At 63.2% G+C, this 15,144-nt stretch carries 14 protein-coding genes; 10 read left to right on the forward strand and 4 right to left on the reverse strand.

Going from position 1 to position 15,144, the window contains the following annotated elements; all coding sequences use genetic code 11:
- The first annotated feature begins 9 nt into the window (after positions 1–9).
- The 10 genes from virB11 (at position 10) to ACTJI4_RS11190 (ending at position 10,767) form a co-directional block, all read left to right on the forward strand.
- A complete protein-coding gene (gene virB11, locus ACTJI4_RS11145) occupies positions 10–1,059 on the forward strand; it encodes a P-type DNA transfer ATPase VirB11 (protein WP_392921787.1) in 1,050 nt (349 codons plus the stop codon).
- Positions 1,059–2,009 carry a lytic transglycosylase domain-containing protein gene (locus ACTJI4_RS11150; protein ID WP_440869379.1) on the forward strand — a complete coding sequence of 317 codons (951 nt, stop codon included), beginning with the start codon at positions 1,059–1,061 and terminating at the stop codon, positions 2,007–2,009. Before virB11 ends, ACTJI4_RS11150 begins: the two co-directional genes overlap by 1 nt.
- 45 nt (positions 2,010–2,054) lie before the next feature.
- A complete protein-coding gene (locus tag ACTJI4_RS11155) occupies positions 2,055–2,453 on the forward strand; it encodes a TrbC/VirB2 family protein (RefSeq protein WP_440869380.1) in 399 nt (132 codons plus the stop codon).
- A complete protein-coding gene (locus tag ACTJI4_RS11160; protein WP_339449309.1) occupies positions 2,446–2,754 on the forward strand; it encodes a type IV secretion system protein VirB3 in 309 nt (102 codons plus the stop codon). The genes ACTJI4_RS11155 and ACTJI4_RS11160 overlap by 8 nt, the downstream gene beginning before the upstream one ends.
- 89 nt (positions 2,755–2,843) lie before the next feature.
- Positions 2,844–5,291 (forward strand): VirB4 family type IV secretion/conjugal transfer ATPase, encoded by a 2,448-nt coding sequence (locus ACTJI4_RS11165; RefSeq protein ID WP_440869381.1) that lies wholly within the window; start codon positions 2,844–2,846, stop codon positions 5,289–5,291.
- Between the two features lie 53 nt (positions 5,292–5,344).
- Complete coding sequence (locus ACTJI4_RS11170) at positions 5,345–6,166, forward strand: hypothetical protein (protein ID WP_392921799.1); 822 nt, start codon at positions 5,345–5,347, stop codon at positions 6,164–6,166.
- A 78-nt stretch (positions 6,167–6,244) separates the two neighbouring features.
- The gene (locus ACTJI4_RS11175; protein ID WP_440869382.1) at positions 6,245–7,387 is read left to right on the forward strand and encodes a type IV secretion system protein; all 1,143 of its coding nucleotides are present in this window, start codon (positions 6,245–6,247) and stop codon (positions 7,385–7,387) included.
- A gap of 10 nt (positions 7,388–7,397) precedes the next feature.
- Positions 7,398–7,946: a DUF4189 domain-containing protein gene (locus ACTJI4_RS11180; RefSeq protein ID WP_440869383.1), complete on the forward strand. Its 549-nt coding sequence runs from the start codon at positions 7,398–7,400 to the stop codon at positions 7,944–7,946.
- A gap of 157 nt (positions 7,947–8,103) precedes the next feature.
- Entirely contained in the window at positions 8,104–8,598 is a 495-nt protein-coding gene (locus ACTJI4_RS11185) for a DUF4189 domain-containing protein (protein WP_440869428.1), read from the forward strand.
- Between the two features lie 1,254 nt (positions 8,599–9,852).
- Positions 9,853–10,767: a hypothetical protein gene (locus ACTJI4_RS11190; protein ID WP_440869384.1), complete on the forward strand. Its 915-nt coding sequence runs from the start codon at positions 9,853–9,855 to the stop codon at positions 10,765–10,767.
- Between the two features lie 79 nt (positions 10,768–10,846).
- Here ACTJI4_RS11190 and ACTJI4_RS11195 read toward each other — a convergent pair whose 3' ends face one another.
- The 4 genes from ACTJI4_RS11195 to ACTJI4_RS11210 all read right to left on the reverse strand — a co-directional run bounded on the left by ACTJI4_RS11195 (position 10,847) and on the right by ACTJI4_RS11210 (position 15,077).
- The gene (locus ACTJI4_RS11195) at positions 10,847–11,083 is read right to left on the reverse strand and encodes a DUF1653 domain-containing protein (protein ID WP_440869385.1); all 237 of its coding nucleotides are present in this window, start codon (positions 11,081–11,083) and stop codon (positions 10,847–10,849) included.
- 58 nt (positions 11,084–11,141) lie between these two features.
- Positions 11,142–12,467, reverse strand: a complete 1,326-nt coding sequence (locus tag ACTJI4_RS11200; protein ID WP_440869386.1) for an XVIPCD domain-containing protein — start codon at positions 12,465–12,467, stop codon at positions 11,142–11,144.
- Entirely contained in the window at positions 12,464–13,147 is a 684-nt protein-coding gene (locus ACTJI4_RS11205; protein WP_440869387.1) for a hypothetical protein, read from the reverse strand. Before ACTJI4_RS11205 ends, ACTJI4_RS11200 begins: the two co-directional genes overlap by 4 nt.
- A gap of 139 nt (positions 13,148–13,286) precedes the next feature.
- The gene (locus tag ACTJI4_RS11210) at positions 13,287–15,077 is read right to left on the reverse strand and encodes a putative bifunctional diguanylate cyclase/phosphodiesterase (protein ID WP_440869388.1); all 1,791 of its coding nucleotides are present in this window, start codon (positions 15,075–15,077) and stop codon (positions 13,287–13,289) included.
- Positions 15,078–15,144 lie beyond the last annotated feature (67 nt).

Genomic DNA, 15,144 nt, shown 5'->3' on the forward strand with positions numbered 1-15,144 from the left:
GGACAGAACATGGACGCCGAAGTGGCCCCTGTAGCCGACGTTTCCAGTGAGTTCCTCAGGTACCAGTACGAGGTCCTGGGAATCCACCAGTACATGACATCGCCAGACGTGACGGAAATCTGCATCAACCGTCCTGGCGAGGTGTACCTGGAAACCCGCGACGGATGGCAGCGTGTGGAAGTGCCCTCGCTGACCTTCGAGCGCGCGCGTCAGTTCTGTACCGCCGTGGTCAACGAAAGCAACACCGGCCAGCGCATCACCGACGTCGATCCGGTGGTGTCGCTGACCTTCCCGACCGGCCAGCGCGCCCAGTTCGTCATCCCGCCGGCGTGCGACGCCGGCAAGGTGTCGATCACCATCCGTCTGCCGTCCAAGCACACAAAGACCCTGGAGCAGTACCAGACCGATGGGTTCTTCAACCAGATCCTGGAGCAGGGCCACACGCTGAGCGACCAGGACCAGGAACTGCTGGCGCTGCGCCAGAACCGCGATTACGCCGAGTTCTTCCGCAAGGCCGTGCAGTACCGCAAGAACATCGTGGTGTCCGGTGCCACCGGCAGCGGCAAGACCACCTTCATGAAGTCGCTGGTCAACCACATCCCGGCCAACGAGCGGTTGGTGACCATCGAAGATGCGCGCGAGCTGTTCATCAGCCAGCCCAATGTCGTGCACCTGCTGTATTCCAAGGGCGGGCAGAGTGCCAGCAACGTCACCGCCAAGAGCTGCATGGAAGCGTGCCTGCGCATGAAGCCGGACCGCATCATCCTGGCCGAGCTGCGTGGCGATGAGGCGTTCTACTTCATCCGCAACTGCGCCTCCGGCCACCCCGGCTCGATCACCAGCTGCCACGCCGGCAGCCCGGAACAGACCTGGGACCAGCTGGGCCTGATGGTGAAAGCCTCGGCCGAAGGCTCCGGCCTCGAGTTCTCGGTGATCAAGCGCCTGCTGAAGATGACCATCGACGTGGTCGTGCACATCAAGGCGCATGCCGGCAGCCGTTACATCACCGGCATCGATTTCAGCCCCGAACGTGCATTGGCTGCGGGGAGTGACGCCTGATGCTGCCCGGTCTTGAAGCGATGGTGTGTCCGGAAATGGCGGTGTCCATGGACGTGATGCAGCACGTGATCAACGTTGAATCCTCGCGCAACCCCTACGCGATCGGCGTGGTCGGCGGCGCGCTGGTGCGCCAGCCCAAGCAGCTGGACGAGGCCCTGGCCACGGTCCGCATGCTGGAAGAGAAGGGCTACAACTTCTCGGTGGGCCTGGCCCAGGTCAACCGCTACAACCTGGCCAAGTACGGGCTGGACTCGTACGAGAAGGCCTTCCAGCAATGCCCGAACCTGCAGGCCGCCTCACGCATCCTGGCCGAGTGCTATGGCCGCTCGGGCAAGGATTGGGGCAAGTCCTTCAGCTGCTATTACTCGGGGAACTTCACCACCGGCTTCCGGCACGGTTACGTGCAGAAAGTGTTCGCATCCATTGCGCGCCAGCGCGGCAGCATGGTTGCCGCCAACGGTGCCGCGCCGATCGACGTGGTCAGCCGTGCCCAGCGCCGTGTGGTCGATGTCGCCCACCACCCGCAGTTCAGTGGCCAGCCCCAGGGCGTGGCCGAAGCCCGCGTGCAGGCGATGCAGGCGCTGGCGCCCAGTTACGCGCAGGCCGCCGTGCCAGTGGATCCGGCGCGTGCCTACGAGGTGTACCCCTCCACCGGCGCGATGGTGCGCGGTGGCCTGGTCCGCACCGCCGACGCGGCGCTGTCGCGCGTGGTCATGGGTGCCATGGACCAGGTGATGCCGCAGCCACAGGGCACGCAGATGTCCGCGCCGCCGCCCGTCCCGCAACCGGTCGCACCGCAGCCCCTGCCGGCGAACAACAACGCCGGCCCGGTGGTGGTGCGCGCATGGAGTGAACGCAATGCCCCGGTGGCACTGCCCGCGCAGGCGATGCCTGCCCAGGCGGTGCCGGTACAGAACATCCCCGCTGGGGATGAAGCCTTCGTGTTCTGAAGGACCGATCCAGTCGTGTTAGACCATCCACAAGGAAAACCCACCATGAAGCGTAACAATCTCGATATCGCCAACGCCCAGCGCTCGCTGAAGACCGTCCTGATGGCCGTTGCCTTCGTTGCCGCGGTCTTCGTGCCGGACGTGTTCGCCCAGACCAACTTCGGCGGCACCGACAAGAAGGTCTGCGGCTTCTTCGACAACATCAACGGCCTGCTGAACATCACCTCGATCGCCGTGGTTACCATCGCGGTCATCTTTGCCGGCTACCAGATCGCCTTCGCCCACAAGCGCATCGGCGACGTCGCCCCGATCCTGATTGGTGGTCTGCTGATCGGCGCGGCCGGCCAGATCGCCAAGATGCTGCTCGGCGACGGCAATGCCAGCTCCTGCTCGGGCAGCGCCACCGCCGCCATCATGAATGCCGTCCAGTACTACAGTGCATAAGAACGTCCTGTTCCGTGGCTGCACGCGGCCAGCGATGTTCCTGGGCGTGCCATACGTCCCGTTCTTCCTGGTCGCAGGCGGCTTGTTGCTGTTGAGCATGTACATCGACATGCGGTTGTTGATCACCATCCCGATTGCCATCTTCATCCTGCGTCACATGGCCAAGCGCGATGAAATGATCTTCCGCCTGATCGGGTTGCGCCTGCAGTTCAAGTTCCGCGCGCGCAACCTGCAGCAGCACGACGGGATGTGGGTGTTCACGCCCAACCATTACCGCGACAAGCCGCCGCCGTCGGCCTGACCACGGCACGCTACAGGCCGGGCAGGCGATCACATCGCCTGCCCGGTGCAGGCACCGCACCATCCCCGCAGCACCCATTGGAAGCGCTCATGTTCAGTCCCGATACCTCGATCAGCGAATTCATTCCCCTGTCGTCCCACGTGGCGCCGACGGTCGTCAAGACCACGGGTGGAGATTTCCTGCTGACCTGGCACCTGGAAGGACTGCCGTTCGTGGGTCGTGAGGATTGGGAGCTCGAGCACCGCCACAACACTTTCAATCGACTGCTGCAGACCCTGCGCGCGCCGGATTTCGTCAATGTCGCCTTCTGGGTGCACGACGTCCGCCGTCGCCGCCAGCTCAAGGGCAGCAGCAAGTTCAGCCAGCGCTTCAACCAGGACGTGTCCGACCAGTACATGGGCATGTTGTCCTCGCAGCGCATCATGCAGAACGAGCTGTACCTGACCATGATCTACCGCCCGGTCGTGTCCGGTAAGCGCTTCATGGACAAGTCCTCCAGCATCAGCCAGCTGCAGGCCGAGCAGGACCAGTCCGTGGCCAAGCTGCTGGAAATGGCCGGGAATGTGGAAGCGGTCATCCGCGATTACTCGCCGTACCGCATGGGCATGTACGAAGCCAAGAACGGCATGGTCTTCTCCGAGACCCTGGAATTCTTCGGCTACCTGCTCAACCGGGTCGACGAGCCGGTGCCGGTGTTGTCCGCTCCGGTCAAGGACTACCTGCCGATCAGCCGCCACATGTTCTCGGCCAAGACCGGTGATTTCGTGATCAGCACGCCCAACGGCGTCAATCACTTCGGCGCCATCCTCAACATCAAGGAATATGCCGAGGGCACCTATCCGGGTGTGCTCAATGGCCTGAAGTACCTCGACTTCGAATACGTCATCACCCATTCGTTCAGCCCGATGGGGCGCCAGGACGCGCTCAAGGTGCTGGACCGTACCAAGGGCATGATGATCTCCTCCGGCGACAAGGCGGTCAGCCAGATCGTCGAGCTGGACCAGGCGATGGACCAGCTGTCCTCCGGCAACTTCGTGCTGGGCGAGTACCACTTCATCATGGCCGTCTATGCCGACAGCCAGGAAAAGCTGTCTCAGAACATCGCCACCACCCGCGCCGAGCTGTCCAACGCCGGGTTCGTCTCGACCAAGGAAGACCTGGCCGTCACCGCCTCGTTCTACTCGCAGTTCCCGGCCAACTGGCGCTACCGCACGCGCCTGGCCAACATCAGCTCGCTCAACTTCCTGGGCCTGTCGCCGCTGCACAACTTCGCCACCGGCAAGCAGCACAACAACCCGTGGGGCGACTGCGTGACCACGCTGCAGACCACCAACGGCCAGCCGTACTACTTCAACTTCCACGCCACCCACCCGTCGGAGAACTCGCTGGGCGAAAAGGCCATCGCCAATACCATGGTGATCGGCAAGTCCGGTACCGGTAAGACGGCGCTGATCAACTTCCTGCTCAGCCAGGTGCAGAAGTACGACCCGTCGCCGACCATCTTCTTCTTCGACAAGGACCGTGGTGCGGAGATCTTCGTGCGCGCCTGCGGCGGTAACTACCTGGCGCTGGAGAACGGCCAGGCCACCGGCTTCAACCCGTTCCAGTGCGAGAACAACGAAGCCAACGTGCAGTTCCTGGCCGATCTGATCAAGGTGCTGGCCAACAAGCACGAGTACAGCGCCCGCGAGGAAGAGGACATCTTCCGCGGTGTCGAGAACATGCTCGACACCCCCATGCACCTGCGCAGCATGACCAACTTCCAGAAGAGCCTGCCCAACATGGGCGACGATGGCCTGTATGCGCGCCTGCGCAAGTGGACCTCGGGCAACTCGCTGGGCTGGGTGTTCGACAACCCGGTGGACACCGTGGACCTGAGCCGCGCCAACATCATCGGCTTCGACTACACCGACATCATCGACAACCCCGAAGTGCGCGTGCCGGTCATCAATTACCTGCTGCACCGCCTGGAATCGCTGATCGACGGCCGGCCGCTGATCTACGTGATGGACGAATTCTGGAAGATCCTGGACGGCGAGGGCGGCCTGAAGGAATTTGCCAAGAACAAGCAGAAAACCATCCGTAAGCAGAACGGCATGGGCATCTTCGCGACCCAGAGCCCGGAAGATGCGCTCAAGAGCGACATCGCTGCGGCGCTGATCGAGCAGACCGCCACGCTGATCCTGCTGCCCAACCCCAATGCCAGCCGTGCGGATTACATCGACGGCCTGAAGCTGACCGAGTCCGAGTTCAAGGTCGTCACCGCCCTGGATGAGCGCTCACGCTGCTTCCTGGTCAAGCAGGGCCACGCTGCCAGCGTGTGCCAGCTCAACCTGCGTGGCATGGATGACATCCTGTCGGTGATTTCGGCCTCCACCGACAATATCGACGTGATGCACCGCGTCCTGCTCGACGCCGCCCAGCGCGAGAAGGTGTCGCCGGCCGACCTCACCCCGGACCAGTGGCTCAGTGAGTTCTACAGGAAGCGCAAGGGCTCTGGAAAGCCCGCCGGGACACGACAGGACGCCGTTGCCTGACGGTCCCCCGGCCGATCAGGGAGTGGCAATGCCCGCATTCGATGGAGAAAAATATGGATACCGCGATGAACCCGAAGAAGACGCGCCGCAGTCATTTCAGCTTCCGCCTGGCGGCCCTGTCGCTGGTGACCGTGCTGATGTGCAACGCGCCCGCACCGGCCTACACGATGCCCGTGGTCGAAGTTGGCCCGAGCGTCTACCAGCAGATCATGAACCAGATCAACACGTATAAGGCCGAGATCACCGCCTACGCCTCCAAGGCGCAGGACGCGGCCGAGTATGTGGAACAGCGCACCCGTTGGATCCGCACCCTGCAGCAGTATGCGCAGGCGCTGGTGGAGGTGCAGGCGGTACTGAACGACTTCGGTATGCCCCAGGGTGTTGAGCTGACCCCCGTAGGCGAGAACTATCTGGTGCGGGAATCCTGCGGAGGATCGACGGACTTCAGCCCCATGGGGCTGTTCAAGACCTTCGTGTTCAATCCGCAGGCCGACTTCAAGGAGCAGCAGACCCAGATCTGCGTGAACATCCGCATGATGCAGAACCGCAAGTACAACGAAGCGGTGATGTTCATGACCTACTCGGTGCCGAAGATGGAGTCCTCGCTGAACCGCATCTTCAAGCTGCGCATCCTGAACAACAACCAGGGCAACGTTCAGGGCACTGACAGCGAATCGCTGCGCATGGCCAACGATCTGGCCGTCCAGGCACAGATCTGGCAGTCGCGGATGCGCTCCTACGATGCCTACATCGAGGTGATGGAGGCCAACCAGAAGGTGGTGGCGCAGAACGCGCTGAAGGGCGACACCACCAAGAACATCATCGGCGACCTGGTCAAGACCGCCGCGTTGAAGGGCGCACTCAGCGTCAAGTAAGCACCCACGCAGGTACAGCGGGGCGGCAAGGTACTGCCGGACCCAATGCAGTAGCAGCATCACCAAGGGATTGTGGAAATGTCGATCAGGTCGATTGCCAACGTTTTTGATTTCTCAGGCGGATTGCAGGATCTGCTGGGCTACGCGGTGCGTGTCCAGTCGATCGGTGATTTCGTCTTCTTCAAACTGATTCTTGATTACCTGCGCGATCGCATCAACGACTTCGGCATCGAGATGATGGGCCGGATGATGGCCTGGGTAGGTGGCATCGCCCTGATCCTGATGACGCTGTGGGTGCTGATCCAGGGCTACCGTATCGTCACCGGCCAGAGCCGGGATTCGATGATGGTGCTGGTCACCAACATGGCCCGTGCGGCGCTGATCATCAGCGTTGCGACCTCGATGGCGATGTTTGGCAGCAGCGTCAGCGATTTCCTGACCAAGGATGTCGGCGGCCTGATCACCCGCGTTGTAACCGGCGAGGGCGGCACCGCTGAAGATCAGATCGACAAGAGCCTGGCTTGGATGCAGGTGGCGTTGTCCAGTATCGATGCGATCAAGGTGCTGGACGATGGCGGCCTCCGCGAAGAAAAGACGCGTGCCATGTGGTTCATCGGCATCGGAACCGGCGGTCCGGCGGTGACCGCTGGCGCGATGCTGCTGCTCTATCAGGTCGCCATTGCGCTGTTCATCGGTTTTGGACCACTGTTCATTCTGTGTCTGCTGTTTGACCAGACCAAGCAGTTCTTCCAGAAGTGGCTGTTCTACGGCATAGGCACGATGTTCTCGATGGCGGTGCTGTCGGCGATGGTATCGATCGCGCTGGACATGGTCATACGTGTTTCGGCCGCATTCTGGACCTCGTCGTTGATCAACAGCTTCTTCCTGAAAGACGCGATGAGCGACGGCATGACCAGTCAGGCCATGCAGCAGGGCGGCATGGGCTTGATCCTCACGACGCTGATCCTGACTGCGCCCCCAATGGCGGCGATGTTCTTCCAGGGGACCTTGGGCAGCTTCATGGCATATTCCCAGATAGGTGGCTCGGCAGCCGCCGGCCCGCAGGGCCAGCCGCCGGGTTCGTATACTCCACCGCCGCCAGCGCCTGCACGATCTGCAGAGAGTGATGGAGCAGGAACGCGGGTTTCAGCGCCGGTCTACGCCGGCTCAGGCGACGCGGGACCCACTCCAGGCAAACTTGGTGCAGCGAAATCAGAATGAGGATCAGACAATGCGCAGCTTCTGGGCAGGTCAGTTGAAAAGCCGCCTTGGAGAATCAATCCGGTCTCTGGCCTTTTTGATTCTGCTTGGCCCCGCGGGCTATGCGCTAGCGGAGGGCGCATGCCCTCCCGGTCAATATCCGATTGGAGGGCAGGGCGTTCAGGGATGTGCGCCAATCCCCAGTTCCGGATCAGGGTCCGGTTCGGGGTCTCCACGCCCCACTGGTGTCTGGCACAAGACGTGGGGCGCAATTGCGATCTCGACCGATGGCGCGGCGGGTGCGTCGACGGGCAAGCTCAGCAAATCTGACGCGGCGAAGGAGTCTGAGGCTAACTGCGCGAAGAGTGGGGGTCGTTCCTGCAAGGTCGCTTTCACATTCAAAAATCAGTGCGGTGCAGCGACGGTGCCAACTTCAGGGGATGGTGGCACAAGTTTCGGCCGCGCCGAAACCAAGGAGAAGGCCGAAAAGGTCGCGATGGACCGCTGCGCTTCCGATGGTGGTATTGGATGCAATGTGATCTACGCAGCGTGTGCGAAACCTGAGTTCGAGTCGTATTGACATTGCTCTGCGCGAACAATCGAGTGATCTCGCATTGAGTCAGGATTTTTCAGCGAGCTTCCAGGTCTTCTTCGATGCGCGCCTTCGGGCCCTTCGTCAGATAGGGAGCATGGAGTTCGGTAAGAATCGAGCCTTAGCTGTTCTGATTCTTGTGTTGATGGCTATTCCAACAACCTCGCTTGCAGAAGGTCGATGCCCTCCCGGCCAGTATCCGGTTGGCGGGCAAGGGACAGGTGGCTGCGCCCCCATCCCTTCGACGGGTGGTGCCGATGCGCGAGGGCCCGTTCCGACTGGTAAGTGGGAGACGCGTTGGGGGGCTATTTCGGAAGACCTGAACACGCTTGCTACTGGAGCAGCGGTTTCCATGAAGTCGAAGCGGCAGGCAATCGCAGCTGCTACCGCTGAGTGCGAAAAGTTGGGCGGGAAAGCGTGTAAGACGCGTTTGACCTACTTCAATCAGTGCGCGGCACTTGCCGATGCAACTGCGGAGAGCTTGAACGGCGGAACAGGAACTTCGATTGCTGCGCATGCAGAGACGGAGGATCAAGCGAAGAACCTGGCTCTCGCCCAGTGCGGCAGCGCCCAAGGTGGTCAAAAGTGCAGCATTGTCTACTCTGCTTGCAGCATGTCTGAGTTCAGATCATTCAGGTGAGGGGATGACTAGGTGGTCCGGACGCATAACCGAGCGATAGGGTTCATGTTGTTGGTAATCGTGCTTTCCACGGGCGTCGTTGGACGCTCAGTTGCCGAGGGACGATGCCCTCCAGGGCAGTATCCGATCGGCGGACAGGGGGTAGGGGGCTGTGCACCAACCGGTGCCGGTTCCGGCGGGAGTGGCGATCCGTTGCCGACAGGCCGATGGCACAAGACCTGGGGAGCGGTTGCCTTTTCCAAGTCCGGGGATGCTGGGGCAGTCGTCGGAAAGATGTCAAAGGCGGAAGCTGTCGCGGGTGCCGTCGAGAAGTGCTCTCAATGGGGGGGCTACTGACTGCAAGGAGGGGCTGACATTCAAGAACCAGTGCGCAGCGCTGATTCAGACGGACAAGTCGCTTGGGACACGACTCGATACGGGGCGGCGAAGGAGATCGCGCTTGAGCGCGCGACAGCGGCATGCAGGAACTCCGGCAGCGATAGCTGTACGACGATCTACGCTGAGTGCAGCATGCCGTATTTTGAGAGGTTCTGATTTATTGCCATTCGCGGAACGTAGTCGTCGAAACACGGCGCCCCTGCGGAGAGTGCAACGTGGCTGCTTGTGACGGAGTTCGCGTAATTGAAAGGCGCGGAGCGCGAACATGGTGGTATGCCGCAACGTCGAATCGTTGCGGTGTAGGCCTGACCTCTACAGTTCATTCATTAGTTCAAGGACGACATGATGCGTAAGAATTTGGTTATCTCCTGTAGCTTGGAAGTGGGCTTTTCGGCATCGCTTCTGCTGCTGTTGCCGCTTGCCACATTCACTGTGCAAGCTCAGGCGACACCAGAGGTTGTACCTCCCGCATCGGCGGTTAGCGAGGCAGTAGGTGTCGCCAGTCCGTCCAATGCGCCCGCAACAGCTGCTTCGATGAGTGATCACGAAGCGACGACTGTGTCTGGCCCTGCCTTGGTCAATCTGCCAGCGACTGTGACCCCGGGTATTGAGCCTCGGCCGGTTGAACCGGTTGAACCGGTTGAACCGCTGAGTCGAAGTCCTTCCGCTACGGTTGAGAAGATTGATGATGTGGCACAGACCGCCGGCGTTGAAGGCACAGTCGAGGCGCCGACGGCGGTGCCTGCAGCCACAGTCGATCCCGCGCCCGCCGTGGCGGCACGTTTCTCGGCTGCGGCGGCGCAACGTCCTGTGGTCCCTTCTGCTTCCGTGGATGCGGCGGCCTCAGCTGCAGCTGCATCGATGGAAACACCGTCGGTGAGCAGTCCGTCAGCCGGACCAGAAGCTCCTTCCGAACCGGTACCCGTCGCGCCACGGCCGCTGGTTATCCCCACGCTCGCCAATGACAACAACCAGATCGAGCGTCAGCTCGGTGCGCGTTGTCCGAACGACCTGGCAGCGCGTCTAGCCACCCAGGCGGACCTGCTGATCGGTGCCTGCCAGGGAACGCTGCCGGCGCACCTGTCGGCGTTGCTGGTGGCCATTCCGGAGCAGCAACTGCTTCTCCCGCGCGCCTGGCGCGAGCGCCAGGTCTCTCAGAAGGGCTGGTTCAAGGCCGTGCCCGGCTACGGGCTTCGCCCGGACTTCCTGGCGGTGCAGGGCGATGTCTGGGTGCGCTCGTTCGAAGGCGCCGACCCGTCCACCACGGTGTATCTGGTGTCCGGCCCATTCGCGTGTGCCGATAACCGCAGCCCCGACGCCGAGGCGGTCAAGACGGTGCGCCTGCCGGCCGGCAGCTGCCGCGAAGGGCTGGTGCAGCAGCGCGTCTATCGCGTGAGCGCGGGCGCGGCGCCGGTGGACATCACCCAGCAGGCGCTGCCGGCAGAGCCGCTGCTGTCGGATGCCGAACGGAAGCGTTATGGCGCCGACGGCGCACGCGTGCAGCTGGATGCGGGCAAACTTCAGTTTGGCCCGGCGGTGCGCTGGTACGTGGACGTCGGCACCACCGAGAAACCCGAGCCGCGCAGCTACGGCGAATGGGGCCGGTTGCACTTGGGCTTCGCGGTCTGGAATGGCGAGCGCTTCGAGCCACGCGATACCGTGCCGCGCGCGGTGTGGCCGTGCGATCCGGTCGCGCCGGGCGACCCCAGTTGCGGTGCCTACGCCGATGCCGGGCGCGACCCGTTCATCGTGGTCGGCGCCTCGGCCCAGGGTGTGACCGCGACACCTTGAGTCCCTGGCTTCGGCCGCGTAGCAAAAAAGCGCCCCCCCGGGGCGCTTTCTCTATGCGTGCGGCGGCGACTGCCCCTGCTTAGACTTGGTCCACCAACGCGAACCGTGGCCGCAGCACGCCATCGACCTCGACCTGCGCGGTGAACATGTCATACGGTCGCACCCACAGCCCCAGGTCCTCGTCCAACGGGCGATACAACACCATTGGCAGCAGGGTCTCGCTGTGGCGCACCACGTCGATCACCTGATAGTTGCCGCCCTTGAAGTGGCGGTAGTGGCCCGGGGCAAGGACGGGCAGGGGGGCAAGGTCGGACATGGGGGACGCAGGCGTTGGAAAGGTCGCATTATGGCAGCGACGGGGTGGACGCCGGACCTCAGGCGGTCATGCTGCGCGTGGCGGCCTGGCTTTCGGTCAGCTGACGGTTCTGCTGCTCCAACTGCTGGCTGGCGGCTGTGGCCTCCAGTTGGCGGCTGCTCTGCTCCAGCGGCGTGTTCATGGCAACCACGGTGTCGACGCTGACGCGCAGGTGGGCGGGGTCATCGGCATTGCCCTGCACGGCAAACGTGCGGGCCGCGTCGCCGCTCATCAGCACGGCATCGATGCGTGTGCCGCCGGCGGCATGCATTTCAGTGGCCAGACTGCCGGCAAGCTGGTCGCTGGCGTGATCAGGGGCGCGTCCTACGCGCGCGTCCTGGGCATGGACGCCACGTTGGGCATCCTGGAACAGGGAGTGCCCCGGGTGCCCAGCGTCATTCATGCGTGAACTGCTCTGGTCGTTGCGGTGTTGTTCCGTATCGCGGCGAGCAGGTTCGCCCGGTTCGAGCGGCCCGCGCAGTTTGTCGTAGGCATCCATCACGCCGCCCGGTGCACCCCGGGAGATCACGGTTGCACCGGTACGCAGGCCGTCAATGTCGCTGCGGTACTCCTGGATCATGCGCGCATTGCTGTCGGCCAGCTGCCGGGCACTGCCCATCGTGAGCACCGATCCGTCGCCGGTGAACTGGCCCATCTTGTGCGAGTCCAGCGAGGCTGCGGCGGCCATGAGAGGGTAGTCGGGAATCAGCAGATTCAGTGGGCTGTTGCTGTACTGGGCGTTGGCCAGCGTATCGATCTCCTGCTGCCGGGCATATACCCGCACCTCGCCAAAGTGAGGCGAGGCCGCGCTGACGGCATCGGCGGCCATGACGTGGTTGATCACACCGTGGCCACCTTCCGGAATGCGATAGCCGGTAAGGCTGACAGCGCCGTAGGCGTTGAAGGTCTCGCCCCTGAGCCCGTAATGGTGTGCGGAGATCTGGGCAAGCGATCCACCAAGAGAGTGGCCGGTGACCGTCACCGGGATGTCTCGCCCGGCGTTGTCGCTCAGGCGCTTGGCTTCGTCAACAGCGCGCTGGGTGAGGGTGATTGCCTGGACCGCTTGAGGGTTGCTGCGTGAAAGCACCATGGGTGCGTCGGTGAGTACCCCATCCTTGATCAACTCCGCCGTCCCGCGATGGGCAACGACGATTTCCTTGGAATCCACGCGCTGATAGATCGTTCCCTGATAGCCGGTTCGCGGATCGTTTACGTGCTCGCGAATCTTGTACTGATGGCCGTTGAGATAAACCTTTTCTTCCTGTCCAGCGTCCCGCCGTCCGACCTTTCTGTCGGTGTAGGCATCATCCGCAAGTGCGGCGTAGTCCTGGCTGGTGATGGTCACCGAGCTGTCTCAACCGCCGTAATCGAGATCGAGAAGAGCGAGTCGCGCAAACCTTCTCGATACTCCGTTGGGTTCTCTTCACCGCTGGACGCATAGTCGTCAATGGCAGGAACGTCCGATACGCCATCGACCTGGCCGGCCCGCGGATAGTCGCGCAGCGGGTAATACCGGGTGTACGTCTTCCCTGCCACCAGATCCGGCGCATCCACGAACGTCAGGAACCGCGTCTCCTCCTGTGCACCAGTGGCCTTCAGCAACGCACCTGCACCAGTGAACTCCCAGCGGCAGATGCCGCGTCCGTAGTAATCCTGGTCCTTCATGCGGTCCAGATACAGGGTGCCCTGGTACTCCTCGTCGGAGATGCGCGTTAGCTCCATCGGTTCCTGGCTGGTGATGCGCGACGCGGTTCCCGTGGCCGGTTCGATGTTGCCACACTGGTCTTCATTGATGACGTCGTACTGGGCCGTCCCACGCACAAGCTTGAACGCGCCAGGCGCTCCATGGATGCGCAGCGTGACCTGGTAGGCCTTGACCGGTTCGGGGTTGAGCGTGGCAAGGCCGCGCCCACCAGCTGCGACATCGGCTTCGGCGGTGGACAGGTCATGGCTCATGGCAGGCTCCAAACGGTTGCAGGCCGTCATCAGTACGGCGGTCAGGCAGAACAGGGTCAGTCGCTTCACGTTGGCACTCCAGCCGGGCGTTCGCGTACAGGGGCCGCGCAGCGCATCATCAGGGCGAACGAGACAGATCGCCGGTGCCCTGATGCTAGCAGGACAGGCGGATCTGCCTGTGTGCAATGGTCACGGTTCCACCCGAAGACTAGTCACCGTCTGCGTCCAAAGGCGGCCCCGCTCGACAGGCCAGCACCAACTGCGTGACCGCATCGGCACTCATCGGCCGCGCCAGGTAATACCCCTGCGCCTCATGGCAGTCCCACAGCCGCAGCAGCGACAGCTCGGACTCATGCTCAACACCCTCGGCCACGGTGCGGTAGCCCAGCTGCTGGGCAAGCCGGATGATGGCTTCCACCTTCAACCGTGCGGTACGCGAACGTGCCAGGCCGGTGACCAGGCTCTGGTCGACCTTGATGTGGCTGATCGGTACTTCGCTCAGGTACCCGAAGTTGCTGTAGCCACTGCCGAAGTCGTCGATGGCGATACGCACGCCCGCGGCGGCCATCGCGCGCAGCTGGGGCAGGGCGGCGGGGTGGCTGTGCAGCCACTGGCCTTCGGTGATTTCCACTTCGATCTGCGAGGGCACCAGCCCGTTGGCCTGCAGACGCTCGGCCATGCCGGTCCACAGGTTGGCATTGTCAAAATCGCGCGGGGACAGGTTGATCGACAGCGTGAATCCGGGCAGCTGCTGCTGCCACCGCGCTGCCTGCGCGAACGCGTGCTCGATCACCCATTGGCTGAGCGCGGGCATCAGCGCCGTGCACTCGAGCACGGGAATGAACTCGCCCGGCGTGATCGGTCCCAGCATCGGGTGGGTCCAGCGCAGCAGCGCTTCGGCGGACACCGGCTGGCCATCGCGCAGGTCGTAGCGCGGCTGGTAGACCAGGCTGAATTGCTCCTGCGCCAGCCCGCGCGCCGCATCGGAGGCGAGCCGGTAGCGGCGGCGCAGGTGCGCATCGCGGTCTGCCGAGTACCAGCACAGGCAGGCGTCGGTCTGCAGTGCGTGGTTCAGTGCCACCATGCATTTGCGCACCAGGTCGCCGGCTTCCTCCGGGTCGGCGCGGAAATCGCACAGCCCGGCGTGGAACTGCGGCGACATCGGAATGCTGCCCACCATCAGCGGCCGCCGCATGCGCTCATGCAGCCGCTTCATCAGCGCCTCCACCTGCGCATGCGCGTGGTCGCGCAGCACGAATGCAAACCGGGTGGAAGCCACGTGGTACACCTGCACATCTTCACCCAGCACTTCCTGCACGCGCAGCGAGGCCTGCCGCAGCAGCGATTCCACCGGTTTGAGTCCCAGCGCCTGGCCGGCGTCGTTGGCGCTCTGCAGGTCGAACACATCCAACAACACGCCGGTGAACGAGTTGCCGCCGTCCTGGCGGCCAAGCACGCTCAGGTCGGCCTGGAACTGCTGGCGGTTGGGCAGCCCGCTGATCGGCTCGCGCCGCCCCAGCGACATCTTCAGCTCCATCTGGTTCACCACAATCCGCGCCAGGGTCTGCAGCTGGCGCTGCTCGTCGGCGGTCAGCACGCGCGGGGTGCGGTCCATCAGGCACAGGGTGCCCAGCGCGATGCCGTTGCGGGTCACCAGCGGCGCGCCGGCGTAGAAGCGCATCTGCTCCGGGCCGGCCACCAGCGGGTTGTCGTGGAACCGGGGGTCCTGGCGCAGGTCTTCGATCTGCAGGATGCCGCTGGACTGCAGCGCGCACGAGCAGATCGAGTGGTGGCGGTCGGTGCGTTCCAGCGACAGCCCCACCCGGGAAATGAAGCGCTGCGAGTCAGCGTCGACGATGGAAATCAGTGCGATGGCGGTGCCAAAAGTAAACGCCGCCAGCTCGGTGACCGGGTCCAGCGAGCGCCCCAAGGCCGGATCCATCACGTTGAGCGCGTCGATCAGCGCAATGCGTTCCAGATCCTGGCTGCGGTCGAGCATTCCGTGCGTCCTGTCAAACGGAGTACTCAGGTACTATCCCGCCGTGTTTGCAGAGCCGGCGTGAAGT

It is taken from the genome of Stenotrophomonas sp. 22385 (assembly GCF_052045085.1).
GTDB lineage: Bacteria > Pseudomonadota > Gammaproteobacteria > Xanthomonadales > Xanthomonadaceae > Stenotrophomonas.